This is a genomic window from Actinocrinis sp., assembly GCF_035653575.1.
In the GTDB taxonomy this organism is placed as follows: Bacteria; Actinomycetota; Actinomycetes; order Streptomycetales; family Catenulisporaceae; genus Actinocrinis.
The window spans coordinates 121,786-140,747 of the sequence record NZ_DASRBQ010000056.1; the positions used below are offsets into that span (position 1 = coordinate 121,786).

Genomic DNA, 18,962 nt, shown 5'->3' on the forward strand with positions numbered 1-18,962 from the left:
CTCCAAGTGAGGTGATCGGTCCACGCTGTCTCGGGGGACCGCGGCGGACTACTTCTTGCCCGGCTTCTTCTTGCCGGCGATGGCGCGGCGCGGGCCCTTGCGGGTGCGCGCGTTGGTGTGCGTGCGCTGGCCGCGCACCGGGAGTCCGCGGCGGTGGCGCAGACCCTGGTAGCAGCCGATCTCCATCTTCCGGCGGATGTCGGCGGCGACCTCGCGGCGGAGGTCACCCTCGATCTTGTAGTTGCCGTCGATCCAGTCGCGCAGCTTGATCAGGTCGTCTTCGGACAGGTCCTTCACCCGGACATCCGGGGAGACACCGGCTCCGGCGCAGGTGGCCTGCGCGCGGGTACGGCCGATGCCGTAGATGTAGGTCAGGGCGATCTCCAGCCGCTTCTCGCGGGGGAGGTCGACTCCGACGAGGCGTGCCATCTCGGCAGGCTCCTTCAGGTTCTATCGCGGAGGTCTGGCGCGGCACCGTTCCTGTCCTGTGCCGATTGATTCAGCACCGCACAGAAAGGTCCCCGGCCTCCGTACCGGGGGTGGCGTCCGGGTTGACGGAGCCCTACGCGGGGTAGGACACCATCGCCCGGGGTCGGGATGCCGCGCTCTTACGGGTGCTGGACGTCATCGCAGACGACGAGCAAGCGCGCGTGGACTCACCAGAGTTCTGCTACGCACAGCGCGCACCGGGCCGAGTTCAGCCCTGGCGCTGCTTGTGCCGCAGGTTCTCGCAGATCACCATGACCCGGCCGTGACGGCGGATCACCTTGCACTTGTCGCAGATCGGCTTGACGCTCGGCTTGACCTTCATATCAGGCCCCTTCGAGCGATCGAGATCGCGGACGATATTGGTTACTTGTACCGGTACACGATCCGGCCGCGGGTCAGGTCGTACGGGCTGAGCTCGACGACGACCCGGTCGTCCGGGAGGATCCGGATGTAGTGCATCCGCATCTTCCCGCTGATGTGCGCGAGAACCTTGTGCCCGTTCTGCAGCTCAACCCGGAACATGGCGTTGGGCAGAGACTCGACGACGGTGCCCTCGATCTCGATGGCCCCTTCTTTCTTGGGCATGTCCTCGCTTCTTCAGTAGACGACTTCGTGCGGCGGTCGCAGGACCGACGAGCCAGTTTACGCCGCGGCCCGCGCAAAACACCAATCGGCGGATCAGCAGCTGAACGGGCGCAGGCCGACGCGGCCTCGGGCTCGCAACCGCAGGTGGAACGCGACGTCCGGCCGCCGTATTCCGGCGGGCTCATCAGGGCTCGGGGTTGAGGCGGCGCGGGGTTGAGGGGGCGCTGGGTCAGCGGCGGGTCAGCGTGCGGCGCAGGGTCGCGGTCTTGATCGCCTTGAGCACCGTGAGGAAGCCGAGGATCCCGATCGGCCAGATCGGCCAGAAGTCGCCGAAGCCGCCGCTGCTGGTGACCCCGGCCATGAACCAGATCCCGGTCAGCAGCGCGGACAGCACGGCCCAGCCGACGAAGCCGGAGGCGATCGGGGCGTTCGCCCGGCGCTCCAGGCGGGCCTGGTGCCGCTGCTGGCGCAGCTGCTCGCGCGCCGCGACCTTCTGCATCTTCCAGTTCATCGCGGCGCCGACCAGCGCGTCGACGATCTCGTTGCCCGAGCCGGACCGATCGGTGCTGCCGGTTCGCGGCCACGAGCCGGACCAGGGCGGCGCGTCCTGCGGGGGCGGCGGGCCGAAGCCGGCGCCGCGAGAGCGGGCGCCGAGGTCCACCGGGAGATCCCGGGTCAGCTGGGCGAGTTCCCCGTAGGTCTTGGCGGCGTAGGCCGCGCTCATCCGCTGCTCGAACTCGTCCATGGTGAGCCGGCCGTCGGCCGTGTGCTGCCTGAGCTGCTCCACGATCCGCTCGCGGTCGGCATCCGACGCCCGGAGGTTCGGGTCCGGCACCCCACCTTGCGACATATCGCGAGTGTAGCGCGGGAAATCGGACTGTGCGACGGGCGGCTGGCATCGTCTTGTATGGGCGCAGCGTCCCATTTAGGCGCGGGCGCGGGGCCCGAGTTCAACGAGCGAACCGCCCAGGTAATCAGGCCCGCCGGGCCTTGAGCCTCGAAGCTCGCGCGCTACGGGTGAACCGGAACGCCGAGCTCGGTGAGCTTCTCCTTGCCGCCGTCGAAGGCGGTGGTCACCCACAGGCCCTGCGCGGTGATCGCCACCGTGTGCTCGAAGTGCGCCGCGCTCGAGCCGTCCCTGGTCACCACGGTCCAGCCGTCGGAGAGCTCCATGGTCTGCTTGTGGCCGAGCGTCAGCATCGGCTCGATCGCCAGGGCCATGCCGACCTGCATGCGCGGGCCGCGGTCCATGGTGCGGTGGTTGAAGACCAGCGGGTCCATGTGCATCTGCGAGCCGATCCCGTGCCCGCCGTAGCCCTCCACGATGCCGTAGAGGCCCTGCTTGCGCACGTAGCCCTGGATCGCGCGGCCGATGTTGTTGAGCCGCTCACCGGCCTTGATCGCGGCGATGCCCTGCCACATCGACTCCTCGGTGACCCGCATCAGCTCGGTCAGCGCGGGGTCGACCTCGCCGCAGGCCACGGTGATCGCCGAGTCGCCGTGCCAGCCCTCGTAGATGGCCCCGCAGTCGATGGAGATGATGTCGCCGTCGCGCACCACCTGGTCGCCGGGGATGCCGTGCACGATCTCGTGGTTGATCGAGGCGCAGATGACGCCGGGGAAGGCCGGGGCGCCGTGCCCGCCGCCGTAGCCCTTGAACGAGGGCACCGCGTCCTGCGAGCGGATCGACTCCTCGGCCAGCGCGTCCAGCTTGGCGGTGGTGACCCCGTCCTTGACCTCGCCGCGCAGCAGCTCAAGGGTGCGTGCCACCACCAGGCCGGCCTCGCGCATCAGCGCGAACTGCTCTTCAGTCTTGAGTTCAACCATGGTTCGGGTGCTCGGCGTTCGTTAGCGCGGCAGTGCTGCCGGATTCGGGGGGTGGCCAGGTTCGGGGGCTCGGGCTCAGCGGTCGGCCAATGCGGCCAGCGCGCGCTCGGTGACCTCGTCCAGGGAGCCCATCGCGTCGATGGTGGACAGCAGGCCGTGCTCCGCGTAGAAGCCGACGATCGGCGCGGTCTCCCGCTCGTAGACGGCCAGCCGCTCGCGGACCGTCTCCTCCTTGTCGTCGTCGCGCTGGTACAGCTCGCCGCCGCACACGTCGCACACGCCCGGCACCTTCGGCTGCTGGAAGTCCACGTGGAAGATGTGCGTGGAGTCGTTGCGGCACAGCCGGCGCCCGGCGATCCGCTTGACCACCTCGTCGTTGTCCACGACCAGTTCCAGCACCACATCGAGCTTCGTGCCGAGCCCGACCAGGATCGACTCGAGCTCCTCGGCCTGCGCCACGTTGCGCGGGAAGCCGTCGAGCAGGAAGCCGCCCGCCACGTCCGGGTCGGCCAGCCGGTCGCGCACCATGCCGATCGTGATGGAGTCCGGGACCAGCAGCCCCTTGTCCATGTACCCCTTCGCCTCGAGGCCGAGCGGCGTGCCGGCCCCGACGTTGGCGCGGAAAATGTCCCCGGTGGAGATCGCCGGGATGGCCAGCCTCCCGGCGATGATCTTGGCCTGGGTCCCCTTTCCCGCACCGGGGGGGCCGACCAGCACGATACGCATCTAGCGCAGGAACCCTTCGTAGTTGTGCTGCTGCAACTGGCTCTCGATCTGCTTGACCGTCTCCAGGCCCACGCCCACGATGATCAGGATCGAGGTACCGCCGAAGGGGAACTTGCTGCCTGTGTGGAACTCGGCCAGGGCGATCATCGGAATGATCGAGATCAGCGCCAGGTAGAGCGCGCCGGGCCAGGTGATCCGGGTCAGGATGTAGTTCAGGTATTCGGCGGTCGGCTTGCCCGCGCGGATGCCCGGAATGAAGCCGCCGTACTTCTTCATATTGTCCGCAACCTCGTCCGGGTTAAACGTGATCGCGACGTAGAAGAAGGCGAAGAACAGGATCAGCAGGAAGTAGGCGACCGAGTAGTACAGCGAGTAGCCGTTGTTCGTCAGTCCAAGCTCGTTGCGGACCCACACGGACCAGTGGTGCTTTCCGTTGGGGTCGGCGAACTGGGCGACCAGCACGGGTAGCTGCAGCAGCGAGGAGGCGAAGATGACCGGGATGACGCCGGCCTGGTTCACCTTGATCGGGATGTAGGTCGAGGAGCCGCCGTACATGCGCCGGCCGACCTGCTTCTTCGCGTACTGGACCGGGATGCGCCGCTGGCCCTGCTCGATGAAGACCACGAAGCCGACCAGGATGCAGCCCATCGCGATGATGCCGAGGAAGACCACCCAGCCGCCGCCGAGCTTGGAGGTCTCCTTGATGGCCCACAGCGAGCCGGGGAAGCCGGAGGCGATCGAGGTGAAGATCAGCAGCGACATGCCGTTGCCGATGCCCCGGTCGGTGATCAGCTCGCCCAGCCACATGATGATCGAGGTGCCCGCCACCATCACCATGACCATGAACACCATGGCCTTGGTGTCCACCGAGGGGTAGATGATCTGCTGGGTGCAGCCGGAGATCAGGTTGCTCGGCGAGTACTTCGCGGTGGCCAGCAGACCGGTGGACTGCAGGATCGCCAGGCCCACGGTCAGGTACCTGGTGTACTGGGTGATCTTCGTCTGGCCGGCCTGGCCCTCCTTCTTGAGGGTCTCGAGCCGGGGGATCACCACGGTCAGCAGCTGCAGGATGATCGACGCCGTGATGTACGGCATGATCCCGAGCGCGAAGACCGAAAGTTGCAGCAGCGCGCCACCGGAGAACAGGTTGATCAGGCCGAGGCCGCCGGTCGTTCCGGCGCCGGAGACGCAGGAGCGGATCGCGGCGGTGTCCACGCCCGGCGTCGGGATGTGCGACCCCAGCCGGAACAGGAACATGATCCCGAGCGTGAAAAGCAGCTTCTTGCGCAGGTCCGGAGTCCGGAAGGCCCGGGCAAAGGCAGTGAGCACAGTTCCTCCTGCGCTACCCCGTCGGGCCGTGCGGCGCCCGGCGGTTGCGTGACGGTTTGAGTCTGTTCAGGGACAAGGCTGAACAACCGGGCATCGCCTCGGCTCGCGACATCTTACGCATGAAGTGCGCGGCAAGGCGATACTCGATGGGCGAAGGCCCGTTTCCGGGCGTCCGGAAACGGGCCTTCGAACCCTGCTACAGCTCCTCGGTGGAGCCGCCGGCGGCGGCGATCTTCGCCTTGGCGGAGGCCGAGTAGGCGTCCACCTTGACGTTCAGCGCCACCGAGATGTCGCCGGTGCCGAGCACCTTGACCAGCTCGTTCTTGCGCACCGCGCCCTTGGCGACCAGGTCGTCCTTGGTGACCTCGCCACCCTGCGGGTACAGCTCGGCGAGCTTGGCCAGGTTGACCACCTGGTACTCGACGCGGAACCGGTTCTTGAAGCCCTTGAGCTTCGGAAGCCGCATGTGCAGCGGCATCTGGCCGCCCTCGAAGCGGTCCGGAACCTGGTAGCGCGCCTTGGTGCCCTTGGTACCGCGGCCCGCGGTCTTACCCTTCGAGCCCTCACCGCGGCCGACCCGGGTCTTGGCGGTCTTCGCGCCAGGGGCCGGCTTGAGGTGGTGGACCTTGAGGACGTGCGTCTTCTGCGTCTCTTCGGGCATCAGTCCTCAACCTCCTCGACCACGACGAGGTGGCGCACGGTGTGGACCATGCCGCGGATCTCCGGCCGGTCCTCCTTGATGACCGAGTGGTTGATCCGCTTGAGGCCCAGGGACCGCAGCGTCTCGCGGTGGTTCTGCTTGGTGCCGATCTTGGAGCGCACCTGCGTGACCTTCAGCTTCGCCATGTCACGCCCCCACTCCCGCGCGGGCGCGCAGCAGGGCGGCCGGGGCCACGTCCTCGAGCGGCAGGCCGCGGCGGGCGGCGATCTCCTCGGGCCGTACCAGGCCCTTGAGCGCGGCCACCGTGGCGTGCACGATGTTGATCGGGTTGTCCGAGCCGAGCGACTTGGACAGCACGTCGTGCACACCGGCGCACTCGAGCACCGCGCGCACCGGTCCGCCGGCGATGACGCCGGTACCGGCCGAGGCGGGCTTGAGCAGCACGACGCCCGCGGCGTCCTCGCCGGTGACGGGGTGCGGGATGGTGCCCTGGATCCGCGGCACCTTGAAGAAGTGCTTCTTGGCCTCCTCGACGCCCTTGGCGATCGCCGCGGGCACCTCCTTGGCCTTGCCGTAGCCGACACCGACCGTGCCGTCGCCGTCGCCGACGACGACCAGGGCGGTGAAGCTGAACCGCCGGCCGCCCTTGACGACCTTGGCGACCCGGTTGATGGTCACGACGCGCTCTACGTACGCGGTCTTCTCCGCGGCGGGCGCGGCGTCCTGGTTACGGCGGTCGCGGCGTTCCCGACGCTCGCCGCCCTCACCGCCGCGGCCGCCGCCGGCGCCGCCTCCGCGACGCTGCTGGGGAGGCATCAGGAATCCCTCTTTTCGCTGCTGTCGATTCGGTGCATCAGAACTCCAGTCCGGCCTCGCGGGCGCCCTCGGCGACCGCGGCGACCCGGCCGTGGTACTTGTAGCCGGCCCGGTCGAAGACGACCGTGTCGACCCCGGCCGCCTTGGCCCGCTCGCCGACCAGCTTGCCGACCTGACGGGACAGGTCCGTCTTGGTGCCGTCGGCGCTGCGCAGCCCGGCCTCCAGGGTGGAGGCGGAGGCGAGCGTGTGGCCGAGCTTGTCGTTGACGACCTGCGCCACGATGTGCCGGTTGGACCGGGTGACGACGAGACGCGGACGCTCCGCGGTGCCGTTGACCCGCTTGCGCACGCGGATGTGCCGGCGCTTGCGCGCGACGGCCTTCTTCGCGTCGCCCTTGGCGATCTTCACGCTGTACGGCATGGCTACTTACCGGCCTTTCCGACCTTGCGGCGGATGACCTCGCCCTGGTACCGCACGCCCTTGGCCTTGTACGGGTCCGGCTTGCGCAGCTTGCGGATGTTGGCCGCGACCTCGCCGACCTTCTGCTTGTCGATGCCCGAGACCACGAAGCGGGTCGGGGCCTCCACCCGGAAGGTGATGCCCTCCGGCGCGGCGACCGTGATCGGGTGCGAGTAGCCGAGGGCGAACTCCAGGTCCGAGCCCTTGGCCTGCACGCGGTAACCGACTCCGGAGATCTCCAGGGTCTTGGAGTACCCGTCGGTCACTCCGACGATCATGTTGTTGACGAGGGTGCGGGTCAGACCGTGCCGCTCCTTGGCGGCGCGCTCGTCGTTGGGACGGGTCACCTGCAGGGTGCCGTCCTCCGCCTTCTCGATCTCGATCGGCGCGACGATCGTGTGGCTCAGGGTGCCCTTGGGGCCCTTCACCGTGACCTCGCGTCCGTTGATGCTGACCTCAACGCCGGCCGGAACCGGGATGGGCAGCCGTCCGATACGTGACATGGCTGTTGCCTCCCTTCCGGACTTACCAGACGTAGGCGAGGACTTCCCCGCCCACACCCTTCTTGGCGGCCTGACGGTCCGTGAGCAGACCGGAGGACGAGGAGATGATGGCGATGCCCAGGCCGCCGAGAACCTTCGGCAGGCTGGTGGACTTCGCGTACACGCGCAGACCCGGCTTGGAGATGCGCTTGATGCCGGCGATCGACCGCTCGCGGTTCGGGCCGTACTTCAGCGTGATGATCAGGTTCTTGCCGACCTGCAGCTCCTCGGCCTTGTAGGAGGCGATGTAGCCCTCCTGCTGCAGGATCTCGGCGATCCTGGCCTTGAGCTTGGAGTAGGGCATGGTGACCTGGTCGTGGTACGCCGCGTTGCCGTTGCGCAGACGGGTGAGCATGTCTGCGATCGGGTCGGTCATGGTCATAGGTGGGCCTTCGGCCTTCCCACCGCGGTTTCCGGCTCGCGCGCATCGCAGGGCACTAAGTTCCGTGAAAACACGGCAACCAGGTGCCTTTGGATTCGCCGAGGGGACCTACGGCGTCGTAGTGACATTGCAAAGGCGCCTGGTTGGGATACCAGCAGCCGGTCCTTTCCGCGCCCGGCCCGGCTGAGCGGGAACGCGGAGGTGCCGACGGACTCGCTTTCGCTAGAGCGCCCATCGTGACGAAGCGCCGGGCCGGTGATTCACACCGTCATCCGGCGCCGCGTCCACGTCTTTCATCCATGGTAACCGGTCGGGACGCATGGTCCCGACCAGTCACCGCGGAGCTTGGTGTCTACCAGCTGGACTTGGTGACGCCGGGCAGCTCGCCGGCGTGCGCCATGGTCCGCAGGCAGATGCGGCAGAGGCCGAACTTGCGGTACACCGAGTGCGGACGGCCGCACTTCTGGCACCGGGTGTAGCCCCGCACCTTGAACTTCGGCTTGCGGTTGGCCTTGTTGATCAGAGCGGTCTTCGCCATGATCACGCCTCCTTGAAGGGGAAGCCGAGCAGCTTGAGCAGCGTCCGGCCCTCGTCGTCGTTCTTGGCGGTGGTGACCACGGTGATGTCCATGCCGCGGACCCGGTCGATCCGGTCCTGGTCGATCTCGTGGAACATCGACTGCTCGGTCAGACCGAAGGTGTAGTTGCCGTTGCCGTCGAACTGCTTCGGCGACAGGCCGCGGAAGTCGCGGATACGCGGGAGCGCGATGCTGACCAGCCGGTCAAGGAACTCCCACATCCGGTCGCCGCGCAGCGTGACGTGCGCCCCGATCGGCTGGCCCTCGCGCAGCTTGAACTGCGCGATGGACTTGCGGGCCTTGGTGACGGTCGGCTTCTGACCGGTGATCGCGGTCAGGTCCTTCACCGCGCCCTCGATCAGCTTGGAGTCGCGGGCGGCGTCGCCGACGCCCATGTTCACGACCACCTTGGTGACGCCGGGCACCTGCATGACGTTCGCGTAGTCGAACTGCTTGCGCAGCTCGCCGATGATCTCGGCGCGGTAGCGCTCCTTGAGCCGGGGCGCGACCTTGGTGGGGGTCTCTTCGACAGTAGTCATCAGATCTCCTCACCGGTCTTCTTCGAGTACCGCACGGACCGGGTGACCGTCTTGGTGGTGCCGTCGGGCAGGCGGCGCTCCTGCTCCTCGCGCCGGTAGCCGACCCGGGTGACGACCTTCTTGCCCTCGTGCTCCACCACCAGCATCACGTTGCTGACGTGGATCGGCGCCTCGACGGTGACGATGCCGCCGGTCTTGGCGCCGCGGGAGGTCTGGCCGACCTTCTCGTGCTTCTTGACCCGGTTCACGCCCTCGACGATGACCTTCTGGGTCGCCGGGAAGGCCTGGACGACCTTGCCCTGCAGGCCCTTGTCCTTGCCCGTGATGACCTGGACCAGGTCGCCCTTGCGGATGTTCATCTTGTGCGCCATGGCTACAGCACCTCCGGGGCCAGCGAGATGATGCGCATGTACCGCTTGTCGCGCAGCTCGCGGCCCACCGGGCCGAAGATGCGGGTGCCGCGCGGGTCGCCACCGTCCTTGATCAGGACGGCCGCGTTCTCGTCGAAGCGGATGTACGAGCCGTCCGGCCGGCGGCGCTCCTTGACGGTGCGCACGACGACCGCCTTGACGACGTCGCCCTTCTTGACGCCGGCGCCGGGCAGCGCGTCCTTGACGGTGGCGACGATCACGTCGCCGATCCCGGCGTAGCGGCGGCTGGATCCACCGAGAACCCGAATGCAGAGGATTTCCTTAGCACCGGTGTTGTCGGCGACCCGCAGCCGCGATTCCTGCTGAATCACGTTCTACTCCTGACTGGAAACACAGTCCCTGTCTCTTCGCAGAGATGTGCGGGTTCGAACTACTTCGCCTTCTCGAGGATCTCGACCACGCGCCAGCGCTTGGTCGCGGACAGCGGCCGGGTCTCCATCAGCAGGACCCGGTCGCCGATACCACAGGCGTTCTGCTCGTCGTGCGCCTTCAGCTTGCTGGTACGGCGCATGACCTTGCCGTACAGCGCGTGCTTGACGCGGTCCTCGACCGCCACCACGACGGTCTTGTCCATCTTGTCGCTGACCACCAGGCCCTCGCGGACCTTGCGGCGGTTGCGCTCCTCGGCGCTCTCCACGTTCGTTACCTCGTCGCTCATTCGGCACCGTCCGTGATACCGAGCTCCCGCTCGCGCTGGATCGTGTAGATCCGCGCGATGTCGGCCTTGACGGCCTTCATCCGGCCGTGGTTCTCCAGCTGGCCGGTGGCCTGCTGGAAGCGGAGGTTGAACAGCTCCTCCTTGGCCTCGCGCAGCTTGCCGGCGAGCGCCTCGTCGTTCAGCTCGCGCAGCTCGTGCGTCTTCGTCCCGATCGCCATCAGACCTCGCCTGCCTCGCGCTTGATGATGCGGCACTTCAGCGGCAGCTTGTGCGTGGCCCGCAGCAGCGCCTCACGAGCGACCTTCTCGTTCGGGAAGGACAGCTCGAACAGGACGCGGCCCGGCTTCACGTTGGCCACCCACCACTCCGGGGAGCCCTTGCCGGAACCCATCCGGGTCTCGGCGGGCTTCTTGGTCAGCGGGCGGTCCGGGTAGATGTTGATCCAGACCTTGCCGCCACGGCGGATGTGCCGGTTGATCGCGATACGCGCGGACTCGATCTGACGGTTGGTCACGTACGCCGGCGTCAGAGCCTGGATGCCGTACTCGCCGAACGCCAGCTCGTTGCCGCCCTTGGACGCGCCGGAGCGGGACGGGTGGTGCTGCTTGCGGTGCTTGACCCTGCGAGGGATCAGCATGGGTCAGCCCTCCTTCGGAGCTTCTACAGCGACCGCGGCCTCGGCAACCGGAGCCTCGGACGCGGGCTGGGCGGTCTCGGGACGACGCTCGCCGCCGCGGGCCGGGCGCTCGCCGCGGCCGCCGGGACGCCCGCCGCGGGGACGGTCGCCGCCGCGCCGCTCGTCGCGGCCGCCGGCCGGACGGCCCTGGCGCTGCGCGGCGGCCTCGGCCTCGCGAGCGGCACGCAGGTTGGCCACGTCGCCCTTGTAGATCCACACCTTCACGCCGATCCGGCCGAAGGTGGTGCGGGCCTCGTAGAAGCCGTAGTCGATGTTCGCGCGCAGCGTGTGCAGCGGAACGCGGCCCTCGCGGTACTGCTCGGACCGGCTCATCTCCGCGCCGCCGAGACGGCCGGAGACCTGCACCTTGATGCCCTTGGCGCCCGCCTTCATGGTCGACTGGATCGCCTTGCGCATGGCGCGACGGAACGCGACACGGCTGGAGAGCTGCTCGGCCACGCCCTGGGCGACCAGCTGCGCGTCGATCTCGGGGTTCTTGACCTCGAGGATGTTCAGCTGCACCTGCTTGCCGGTCAGCTTCTCCAGCTCGCCGCGGATTCGCTCGGCCTCCGCGCCGCGGCGGCCGATCACGATGCCCGGACGCGCGGTGTGGATGTCGACGCGCACGCGGTCACGGGTGCGCTCGATCTCCACCTTCGAGATGCCGGCGCGCTCCATGCCGGTGGTCATCAGCTTGCGGATGGCGACGTCTTCCTTGACGTACGCCTTGTACAGCTTGTCGGCGTACCAGCGCGACTTGAAGTCGGTGGTGATGCCCAGGCGGAACCCGTGCGGGTTGACTTTCTGGCCCATTACCGGGTCCTGCCCTTCTTGCCGCCGACGTTCGCCGGGACGAACTCCTCGACCACGACCGTGATGTGGCTGCTGCGCTTGCGGATCCGGTACGCCCGGCCCTGCGCGCGCGGCTGGAACCGCTTGAGGGTGGGGCCCTCGTCCACGTAGGCCGCGGCGATGTACAGGTCGCCGAACAGGTTCTTGTTGTGGCGCGCGTTGGCCGCGGCCGACGCGACGCACTTGGCCACGGGACCGGCGGCGGCCCAGGGCGCGAACTTCAGGTAGTCCAGCGCCTTGTCCACCGGCAGCCCGCGCACCTCGTTGACCACGCGACGCACCTTCATCGGGGTCATCGGGACGTGCCGGGCCTGGGCCAGTGCCTGGTTCTCGGGCAGGTCCTTGGCCTTGTTCTCAGCCACGGCGGGACCTCCGGTCTTCCTTCACGTGACCCTTGAACGTGCGGGTCGGGGCGAACTCGCCGAGCTTGTGGCCGACCATCGACTCGGTGACGAACACCGGGACGTGCTTGCGGCCGTCGTGCACGGCGATCGTGTGGCCCAGCATGTCCGGGACGATCATGGAGCGCCGGGACCACGTCTTGATGACGTTGTGCGTGCCCTTCTCGTTCTGGGCGTCCACCTTCTTCTGCAGGTGGTCGTCCACGAAGGGACCCTTCTTGAGACTGCGCGGCATCTAGACCTCCTCCTAGCGCTTCTTGTTCGTCTTGCGACGGCGGACGATGAGTTTGTCGCTGGCCTTGCCCGGCTGGCGGGTGCGGCCCTCCTGCTTGCCCCAGGGCGAGACCGGGTGGCGGCCACCGGAGGTCTTGCCCTCGCCACCGCCGTGCGGGTGGTCGATCGGGTTCATCGCGACACCGCGGACGGTCGGGCGCTTGCCCTTCCACCGCATGCGGCCGGCCTTGCCCCAGTTGATGTTGCTCTGCTCGGCGTTGCCGACCTCGCCGACGGTGGCGCGGCAGCGCGCGTCGACGTTGCGGATCTCGCCGGACGGCATGCGCAGCTGCGCGTAGGGGCCGTCCTTGGCGACCAGCTGCACGCTGGCGCCGGCCGAGCGGGCGATCTTCGCGCCGCCGCCGGGCCGCAGCTCGATGGCGTGGATGACCGTACCGGTCGGGATGTTGCGCAGCGGCAGGTTGTTGCCCGGCTTGATGTCGGCGTCAGGACCCGACTCGACCCGGTCGCCCTGCTTGAGCCGGGCCGGCGCGATGATGTAGCGCTTGGCGCCGTCGGCGTAGTGCAGCAGCGCGATGCGCGCGGTGCGGTTCGGGTCGTACTCGATGTGCGCGACCTTCGCCGGCACGCCGTCCTTGTCGTCCCGACGGAAGTCGATGACGCGGTAAGCGCGCTTGTGGCCGCCACCCTGGTGACGGACCGTCACGCGCCCCTGCGCGTTACGGCCGCCCTTCGAGTGCAGCGGGCGCACCAGGGACTTCTCGGGGAAGTCCCGGGTGATCTCGGCGAAGTCGGCAACGCTGGCGCCGCGGCGACCGGGGGTCGTCGGCTTGTACTTGCGGATGCCCATGGCTTCTCAGATTCCTCTGCGTGTCCTCGGTGTCCGATCTCCCTTAGGAGACCGGGCCTCCGAAGATGTCGATCCGGCTCTTCTTGCTCGCGTCCCTCGGATTCGGATCGACCGAGACGATGGCGCGACGGGTGTCGGGGCGCTTGCCCCAACCGGCGCGGGTGCGCTTGCGCTTGCCCTTGCGGTTGATCGTGTTCACGCCCGTGACCTCGACGTCGAAGAGCAGCTCGACCGCTTGGCGGATCTGCGTCTTGTTGGCGTCCTTCTGCACGATGAACGTGTACTTGTTCTCGTCGAGCAGCGCGTAGCTCTTCTCCGAGACCACCGGCCGGATCAGCAGGTCGCGCGCGGCGTTGTAGCGGTCGTACGCGGGCATCAGGCCTCGTCTCCTTCCGCGGCGTCGGTCTTCTTCGCCGGGCCGGCCACGAACGCGTCGTATCCGGCCTTGGTGAACACCACGTCGTCGCTGACCATCACGTCGTACGTGTTGAGCTGGTCGGCGTGCAGCAGGTGCACCTCGGGCAGGTTGCGCAGCGACTTCCAGGCGTTGAGCTCCTCGCGGCCGAGCACGACGAGCACGTGCTTGCGGTCGGTCAGCTCCCTGATGGCGCCGAGCGCGGTCTTGGTGTGCGGCTTCTCGGCCACGTCGAACGCGTCGATCACGTGCACCCGGCCGTTGCGGGCCCGGTCGGAGAGGGCACCGCGCAGGGCGGCGGCCTTCATCTTCTTCGGGGTGCGCTGCGAGTAGTCACGCGGGACCGGACCGTGCACCACGCCACCGCCGGCGAACTGCGGCGCACGGGTCGAGCCCTGGCGGGCGCGGCCGGTGCCCTTCTGCCGGTACGGCTTCTTGCCGCCGCCGGAGACCTCGCCACGGGTCTTGGTCTTGTGCGTGCCCTGACGCGCCGCGGCCAGCTGGGCCACCACGACCTGGTGGATCAGCGGCACGTTCGCCGGGACGTCGAAGATCTCCGCGGGGAGATCGACAGTCAGAGTAGTCGTCATCTCTTATCAGCCCTTAGCAGCCGTCTTCACGAGCACGACGCCGCCGTTGGGGCCCGGGATGGCGCCCTTGATCAGCAGCAGGCCCTTCTCGGCGTCGATGGCGTGAACGGTCAGGTTCTGCACGGTCACCCGCGCGTTGCCCATCCGGCCGGCCATCCGCACGCCCTTGAAAACGCGGCCCGGGGTGGCGCAGGCGCCGATCGAACCCGGGGAGCGGTGCTTGCGCTGGGTGCCGTGGGCGGCGCCCAGACCGCGGAAGTTGTGCCGCTTCATGACACCCGCGGTGCCCTTGCCCTTGGAGGTGCCCACGACGTCGATGCGCTGACCGACCTCGAACACCTCGGTGGTGAGCTCCTGGCCGAGCGCGTAGTCGGCGGCGTCGTCCGTGCGCAGCTCGACCAGGTGGCGGCGCGGGGTGACGCCGGCCTTGTCGAAGTGGCCCTTGCGCGGCTTGTTCACCTTGCGCGGGTCGATCTCGCCGAAGGCGATCTGGACCGCGGCGTAGCCGTCCTTCTCGGTGTCGCGCACCTGGGTCACGACGCACGGCCCGGCCTTGACGACGGTCACCGGGACCACCCGGTTGTCCGCGTCCCAGACCTGCGTCATGCCGAGCTTCTCGCCCAGGAGGCCCTTGATCTGCTTACTCATGATCGGCAGGTTCCTTAGAGCTTGATCTCGATGTCGACGCCGGCCGGCAGGTCGAGCCGCATGAGCGAGTCGACGGTCTTGGGGGTCGGGTCGAGGATGTCGATGAGCCGCTTGTGGGTGCGCATCTCGAAGTGCTCGCGCGAGTCCTTGTACTTGTGCGGCGAGCGGATGACGCAGTACACGTTCTTCTCGGTCGGCAGCGGCACCGGGCCCGCGACCTGCGCACCAGTGCGGCTCACCGTCTCGACGATCTTGCGCGCCGAGGAGTCGATGACCTCGTGGTCGTAGGCCTTGAGCCTGATGCGGATCTTCTGTCCCGCCATGGCTGCTTCGAATTCCTTCTCTTCGTAAACCGCTTCGACCTCCCCGCGGGGGCGGGGATGCCTCTGTTCGGAGCCGTCTGTCCGGTTTTCTCCGACCCACGCGGTCGGGCGTGTCGCGCTGCTGCCGCACACGAGGGCGCGGCAGCAGGGCACAACCCTGCCGGCCACCATTGCTGATGAGCGCGGGCCCTGGAGGTCCACCGCGCAGCTGGCACGCCTTCTGGCGAGACTTCGCGAGTGGCTGGTACTTCACTCCGGGCGCCCGGCGAAAGGGCAACCCTCGCCGAGCAACTGAAACAGTATGCCGGAGTGCCCTGCCCGAGGCCAAATCGGCACCGGCCACGCGGGCCGCCCCGCCGCGGCCGCGAGCGCGCGGGCACCGGCATCCGCCATAGTATGGCCGCCGTGTCGAAAGCCCTCCTCCAGCGCGGTCGCCGGCACTGGCTCGTCGCCGCGGCGGCCCTCGCCGTCACACTAGGCGCCGGCGCCGCGGGCGAGTTCGGGCTGACCGCCAACTCCAGCCTCAAGCCGGCCACCGGGGCGTCCGGCACTGCGCCCGGCACGCCGACCGGCAGCGGAGCGACGGGCGCGCCGCTGGCCGCCGGCGCGCATCCGATGAAGTTCGGGCTCGACTACGGCTCGACGCTGATGAACGAGAGCCCGAGCGCCGTCAGGACCAGTCTTCAGGACGCCGTGACGGAGGGCACCAAGTGGATCCGCGTGGACCTTCCGTGGGAGACGATTCAGCCGAACAACGCCCAGACATATAAGTGGGGCAAGTTCGACGTCGTCGCGGACACGGCGCAGTCGCTCGGCCTGAAGATCGACGCGATCCTCGACGCCACCGCGTACTGGGACACCACCGCGGCCTGTAAGAGGGGCAGCCACGACACCACCATCTGCCCACCGTCCAGCAACACCGACTTCGCGAAGTTCGCCACGGCGGCCGTGCGACGCTACAAGGCCCGCGGCGTCGGCGCCTGGGAGATCTGGAACGAACCGAACATCGCCGGCAACTGGTGGCCTACACCGAACGCGGCCGCCTACGCGCAGATGCTCACCACCGTGTCGAGTGCCATCCGCGGCGCGGACCCCGGCGCTCTCATTCTCATGGGAGGCCTCGCGGCCGTGCCGGACGACCCGGCGACGGGCTATGAGTCGCAGAACAGGTTCCTCAGCGGCGTGGTCGGTATCGGCGGAAGCCTGGCGAACGTGAACGCCATCAGCTACCACCCGTTCTCGGCGCCGACCCCGCCGAGCCTGGCCGGCGACTTCGCGGACATCTCCGGCAGCCCGGACAACCTGCTGCGCATTCTGCAGACCAGCGGCAATCCGAAGGTGCAGATCTGGATCACGGAGTCCGGCGACACCGAGTACGACGGCGCCCTGCTGCCGTTCGGGACCAAGGCCACGGCGGCTCAACTGCAGGGCCAGGCCGCCTACGCCACCGACCTGATCAAAACGGTCTCCACCAACCCGAACGTGGCGGCCGACTTCTGGTTCGCCGACCAGGACATCCTGCCGGCGCATCTGTACTGGGGGCTGCGGGACGAGACTGGCAAGGCCCGGCCGGTGTTCAACACGCTCAAGGCGGCCATCGCGGCCTGCGGGTGCAGTGTCAGCTGATGCGGCTACGGTTCAGGCGGTTCACGTGACGACGACGGTCGCCCTGGTCACGCCCCACTATCCGCCCAGGATCGGCGGCGTGGAGCGCTATGTAGCACGACTCGCCGAGGCGTTGGCGGCTGATGCGGACTTCGAGCCGGTGGTGATCACCACCCGGCACCGCGGGAAGCGGACACAGGTCGCCTTGGAGAACGGCGTCCGCGTCATTCGGCTCGGCGTCTGGGTGCGCGTATCTAACACTCCGCTGAGCCCGTTGTGGCCGTTCCAGGTGCGGCGGTGGCTGCGGCGAACCGGCGCCGCGGTCGTGAACGCGCACGCGCCGGTGCCCGGCCTTGGCGATGTCGCGGTGTTCGTGAGCGGCGAACGGCCGGTGGCGTTCACCTACCACGCCGGCACCATGCATAAGGGCGCCACCGGTTCCGGTCTGGCCAACCGGGTCATCGCGGTTTACGAGCGCCGGGTGCTCCCCCGCGTCTTCGCGCGCTGCGATGTCCCGGTGCCGGCCGGTCCCACCTCGCTCGCCGCCGGGCTGCCCGGGGCGCGGATGATCGTCCCCGGTGTCGACGTCGAGCGGTTCACCCCCGGCCCCGCCGACGCGCGGCGCCGCGAGCTGATTTATGTCGGCCGGATGGATCGCACCTCCGCGTGGAAGGGCGTCGACGTGCTGGTCGAGGCGTTCGCCTCGCTGACGGACCTGCCAGATCTTCGCCTGAAGCTGGTGGGCTCGGGCGACGCGGTCGCGGATCACCTCGCGCTGGCGCAACGGCTCGGGGTGCGCGAACGGGTCGAGGCGACCGGAGCGCTGGCCGGAGAGGAACTCGTGCGCGCGGTGCAGGGCGCGGCAGTGCTGGTGCTGCCCTCGCTGACTGATGCCGAGCTGACCGGGATGGTCCTCATGGAGGCGATGGCCTGCGCGACCCCGGTGGTGGCCTCGGACGTCGGAAGCATCGGCTACGTCGTGAACGGCGAGGCAGGGCTCGTGGTCCCGCCTGGAGACGTTCCGGCGCTCGCCGCGGCCTGTCGCAAGATTCTGACGGATCCACCGCTCGCGGCGCAGTTCGGCGCGGCGGGTCGGGCGCGCGCCGAGGCGGTGTTCGCCTGGCCGCTGCAGATCGACCGCTACCGCGAGCTGTTCGCCGGGCTGGCCGAGGACCGGGAGCCGATCGCCCGCGCGTAGTTCTCGTCGAGTTCCGCCACGACTGCCTCGACGCTGAACCGCTGCGTGAAACTGCGGGCCGCCTCACCCAAGCGCTCAAGCGCCGGCTGGTCGCCGATCAGCGCGCTCATCGCGGCGGCCAGCGCGTCGACGTCCCCGGGGGCGACCAGGGCGCCCCGGCTCGCGTCGACCAGTTCGGGTAGGCCGCCGACGCTGGAGGCGATCACCGGCCGGGCGGCTGCGAAAGCGTCGAGGACTGCGCGCCCGAACACCTCGGGCCACAGCGAGGGCACGACGACAAACGAACTGAGCGCGATCTCCTTAGCCAGCGAAGCCTGGGACAGCCAGCCGACAAAGCGGACGGCGCCTGCGGCCACCAGATCGCTCGCCGCCTGTTCGAGCTGTGCGCGCCGGGTCCCGTCACCCGCGATGACCAGCTGGGCGGAGGGGTGATCGGCCAGCGTCTTGCGGAATGCGTCCAAGAGGCAGTGCACGCCTTTGACCTGTTCCAGGCGTCCGCTGTACAGAACTCGATACGCATCAGTGATCTGCGTTGGCTCGAAGCCTGGTTCGGTGCAATTGGGCACCACCCGAACCGGGATCGCACCGGCGTCCGGCGCGATCGTCTCCGCCATGAAGCGGCTGACGGCGAGGAATGCGCTGAGGTGCCGCCATTGCGCGCGGTATGCCGGGCGCTGGATCCAGCGCAGCCGCGCATAGCGCAGCCGATCCGCGCCGCTGAGGCCTTCAGGCCGCGTGGCCGTGGCGAGGTTCCACTTGAGCAGGCCCAGCGTCCAATCCTCCGGTCCGTGGGCGGACATGACCTGCGCGCGTCCCCGGCAGGCGGCGAGGACCGACGGGCTGAATTCCCCGATCGTGTGGTGATGCACGACGTCCGGCTGGAACTGGCCGACGAGCTCACGCATCGCGCGGTACACAGCGCGGTTCCAGAAGTAGCCGAGCAGGCGGCCCGGCCCGCCGCTCGGTGCGGGCAGCAAGGCGTCCGCGAACAGCGGTTGATCGGATCCGGGTTCGAGCACATCGGTCGCCACGACGCGAACCTGGTGGCCTCGCCGGGCCTGCTCGGCGGCGACGAGGCTGACGAACTTCTCCGCGCCGCCGGCGCAGAACCCGACGTTGACGGTGTGCACGATGCGCATTCCGGTTCA

31 protein-coding genes are annotated in these 18,962 nt (G+C 68.7%); 2 read left to right on the top strand and 29 right to left on the bottom strand.

Annotated features, from left to right (window positions below; all coding sequences use genetic code 11):
• Positions 1-48: 48 nt before the first annotated feature.
• The 28 genes from rpsM to rpsJ form a co-directional block, all read right to left on the bottom strand.
• Positions 49-429: a 30S ribosomal protein S13 gene (gene rpsM, locus VFA06_RS08250; RefSeq protein WP_324839848.1), complete on the bottom strand. Its 381-nt coding sequence runs from the start codon at positions 427-429 to the stop codon at positions 49-51.
• A gap of 268 nt (positions 430-697) precedes the next feature.
• Entirely contained in the window at positions 698-811 is a 114-nt protein-coding gene (gene rpmJ, locus VFA06_RS08255) for a 50S ribosomal protein L36 (protein ID WP_015883600.1), read from the bottom strand.
• A gap of 41 nt (positions 812-852) precedes the next feature.
• Positions 853-1,074 (bottom strand): translation initiation factor IF-1, encoded by a 222-nt coding sequence (infA, locus tag VFA06_RS08260; RefSeq protein ID WP_211468877.1) that lies wholly within the window; start codon positions 1,072-1,074, stop codon positions 853-855.
• Positions 1,075-1,303: 229 nt separating this feature from the next.
• Positions 1,304-1,924: a DUF1707 SHOCT-like domain-containing protein gene (locus tag VFA06_RS26045; RefSeq protein ID WP_324839849.1), complete on the bottom strand. Its 621-nt coding sequence runs from the start codon at positions 1,922-1,924 to the stop codon at positions 1,304-1,306.
• A 161-nt stretch (positions 1,925-2,085) separates the two neighbouring features.
• Positions 2,086-2,901, bottom strand: coding sequence for a type I methionyl aminopeptidase (gene map, locus VFA06_RS08270; RefSeq protein WP_324839850.1), 816 nt, complete (start codon positions 2,899-2,901; stop codon positions 2,086-2,088).
• Between the two features lie 75 nt (positions 2,902-2,976).
• Complete coding sequence (locus tag VFA06_RS08275) at positions 2,977-3,627, bottom strand: adenylate kinase (RefSeq protein ID WP_324839851.1); 651 nt, start codon at positions 3,625-3,627, stop codon at positions 2,977-2,979.
• The gene (secY, locus tag VFA06_RS08280; protein ID WP_324839852.1) at positions 3,628-4,956 is read right to left on the bottom strand and encodes a preprotein translocase subunit SecY; all 1,329 of its coding nucleotides are present in this window, start codon (positions 4,954-4,956) and stop codon (positions 3,628-3,630) included.
• 196 nt (positions 4,957-5,152) lie between these two features.
• A complete protein-coding gene (rplO, locus tag VFA06_RS08285; RefSeq protein WP_324839853.1) occupies positions 5,153-5,617 on the bottom strand; it encodes a 50S ribosomal protein L15 in 465 nt (154 codons plus the stop codon).
• Positions 5,617-5,802 carry a 50S ribosomal protein L30 gene (rpmD, locus tag VFA06_RS08290; protein WP_211468871.1) on the bottom strand — a complete coding sequence of 62 codons (186 nt, stop codon included), beginning with the start codon at positions 5,800-5,802 and terminating at the stop codon, positions 5,617-5,619. The genes rplO and rpmD overlap by 1 nt, the downstream gene beginning before the upstream one ends.
• A 1-nt stretch (position 5,803) precedes the next feature.
• Entirely contained in the window at positions 5,804-6,433 is a 630-nt protein-coding gene (rpsE, locus tag VFA06_RS08295) for a 30S ribosomal protein S5 (protein ID WP_324839854.1), read from the bottom strand.
• A gap of 37 nt (positions 6,434-6,470) precedes the next feature.
• Positions 6,471-6,854: a 50S ribosomal protein L18 gene (gene rplR, locus VFA06_RS08300; RefSeq protein ID WP_324839855.1), complete on the bottom strand. Its 384-nt coding sequence runs from the start codon at positions 6,852-6,854 to the stop codon at positions 6,471-6,473.
• Positions 6,855-6,856: 2 nt separating this feature from the next.
• Positions 6,857-7,396, bottom strand: coding sequence for a 50S ribosomal protein L6 (rplF, locus tag VFA06_RS08305; RefSeq protein ID WP_324839856.1), 540 nt, complete (start codon positions 7,394-7,396; stop codon positions 6,857-6,859).
• Positions 7,397-7,418: 22 nt separating this feature from the next.
• A complete protein-coding gene (gene rpsH / locus VFA06_RS08310) occupies positions 7,419-7,817 on the bottom strand; it encodes a 30S ribosomal protein S8 (protein ID WP_324839857.1) in 399 nt (132 codons plus the stop codon).
• 352 nt (positions 7,818-8,169) lie between these two features.
• Positions 8,170-8,355 carry a type Z 30S ribosomal protein S14 gene (locus VFA06_RS08315; RefSeq protein ID WP_211468866.1) on the bottom strand — a complete coding sequence of 62 codons (186 nt, stop codon included), beginning with the start codon at positions 8,353-8,355 and terminating at the stop codon, positions 8,170-8,172.
• Between the two features lie 2 nt (positions 8,356-8,357).
• Positions 8,358-8,933, bottom strand: a complete 576-nt coding sequence (gene rplE, locus VFA06_RS08320) for a 50S ribosomal protein L5 (protein ID WP_324839858.1) — start codon at positions 8,931-8,933, stop codon at positions 8,358-8,360.
• Entirely contained in the window at positions 8,933-9,292 is a 360-nt protein-coding gene (gene rplX / locus VFA06_RS08325) for a 50S ribosomal protein L24 (protein WP_324839888.1), read from the bottom strand. The genes rplE and rplX overlap by 1 nt, the downstream gene beginning before the upstream one ends.
• Before the next feature lie 14 nt (positions 9,293-9,306).
• Positions 9,307-9,675 (bottom strand): 50S ribosomal protein L14, encoded by a 369-nt coding sequence (gene rplN / locus VFA06_RS08330; protein ID WP_034266103.1) that lies wholly within the window; start codon positions 9,673-9,675, stop codon positions 9,307-9,309.
• A gap of 59 nt (positions 9,676-9,734) precedes the next feature.
• The gene (rpsQ, locus tag VFA06_RS08335) at positions 9,735-10,022 is read right to left on the bottom strand and encodes a 30S ribosomal protein S17 (RefSeq protein WP_324839859.1); all 288 of its coding nucleotides are present in this window, start codon (positions 10,020-10,022) and stop codon (positions 9,735-9,737) included.
• On the bottom strand, positions 10,019-10,240 hold the full coding sequence (rpmC, locus tag VFA06_RS08340; RefSeq protein ID WP_324839860.1) for a 50S ribosomal protein L29: 222 nt from the start codon (positions 10,238-10,240) through the stop codon (positions 10,019-10,021). Before rpmC ends, rpsQ begins: the two co-directional genes overlap by 4 nt.
• Positions 10,240-10,659, bottom strand: a complete 420-nt coding sequence (gene rplP / locus VFA06_RS08345) for a 50S ribosomal protein L16 (RefSeq protein ID WP_211468862.1) — start codon at positions 10,657-10,659, stop codon at positions 10,240-10,242. The genes rpmC and rplP overlap by 1 nt, the downstream gene beginning before the upstream one ends.
• A gap of 3 nt (positions 10,660-10,662) precedes the next feature.
• On the bottom strand, positions 10,663-11,511 hold the full coding sequence (gene rpsC / locus VFA06_RS08350; protein ID WP_324839861.1) for a 30S ribosomal protein S3: 849 nt from the start codon (positions 11,509-11,511) through the stop codon (positions 10,663-10,665).
• Complete coding sequence (gene rplV / locus VFA06_RS08355; protein WP_349260108.1) at positions 11,511-11,912, bottom strand: 50S ribosomal protein L22; 402 nt, start codon at positions 11,910-11,912, stop codon at positions 11,511-11,513. Before rplV ends, rpsC begins: the two co-directional genes overlap by 1 nt.
• Positions 11,905-12,186: a 30S ribosomal protein S19 gene (gene rpsS / locus VFA06_RS08360; RefSeq protein WP_324839862.1), complete on the bottom strand. Its 282-nt coding sequence runs from the start codon at positions 12,184-12,186 to the stop codon at positions 11,905-11,907. Before rpsS ends, rplV begins: the two co-directional genes overlap by 8 nt.
• Positions 12,187-12,198: 12 nt before the next feature.
• A complete protein-coding gene (rplB, locus tag VFA06_RS08365; RefSeq protein WP_324839863.1) occupies positions 12,199-13,035 on the bottom strand; it encodes a 50S ribosomal protein L2 in 837 nt (278 codons plus the stop codon).
• A gap of 43 nt (positions 13,036-13,078) precedes the next feature.
• Positions 13,079-13,411, bottom strand: a complete 333-nt coding sequence (gene rplW / locus VFA06_RS08370) for a 50S ribosomal protein L23 (RefSeq protein WP_324839864.1) — start codon at positions 13,409-13,411, stop codon at positions 13,079-13,081.
• A complete protein-coding gene (rplD, locus tag VFA06_RS08375; RefSeq protein ID WP_324839865.1) occupies positions 13,411-14,040 on the bottom strand; it encodes a 50S ribosomal protein L4 in 630 nt (209 codons plus the stop codon). The genes rplW and rplD overlap by 1 nt, the downstream gene beginning before the upstream one ends.
• A gap of 6 nt (positions 14,041-14,046) precedes the next feature.
• Positions 14,047-14,688: a 50S ribosomal protein L3 gene (gene rplC, locus VFA06_RS08380; protein ID WP_349260109.1), complete on the bottom strand. Its 642-nt coding sequence runs from the start codon at positions 14,686-14,688 to the stop codon at positions 14,047-14,049.
• 14 nt (positions 14,689-14,702) lie between these two features.
• Positions 14,703-15,011, bottom strand: coding sequence for a 30S ribosomal protein S10 (gene rpsJ, locus VFA06_RS08385; protein WP_034266131.1), 309 nt, complete (start codon positions 15,009-15,011; stop codon positions 14,703-14,705).
• 405 nt (positions 15,012-15,416) lie between these two features.
• On the opposite strand from rpsJ, the gene VFA06_RS08390 reads away from it, so the two are divergent.
• Positions 15,417-16,637 carry a cellulase family glycosylhydrolase gene (locus VFA06_RS08390; protein ID WP_324839866.1) on the top strand — a complete coding sequence of 407 codons (1,221 nt, stop codon included), beginning with the start codon at positions 15,417-15,419 and terminating at the stop codon, positions 16,635-16,637.
• A gap of 25 nt (positions 16,638-16,662) precedes the next feature.
• Positions 16,663-17,814: a glycosyltransferase family 4 protein gene (locus VFA06_RS08395; RefSeq protein WP_324839867.1), complete on the top strand. Its 1,152-nt coding sequence runs from the start codon at positions 16,663-16,665 to the stop codon at positions 17,812-17,814.
• Here the strand turns inward: VFA06_RS08395 and VFA06_RS08400 are convergent.
• Complete coding sequence (locus VFA06_RS08400) at positions 17,757-18,953, bottom strand: glycosyltransferase family 4 protein (protein WP_324839868.1); 1,197 nt, start codon at positions 18,951-18,953, stop codon at positions 17,757-17,759. The two genes, VFA06_RS08395 and VFA06_RS08400, sit on opposite strands and share 58 nt — an antisense overlap.
• Between the last annotated feature and the right edge of the window lie 9 nt (positions 18,954-18,962).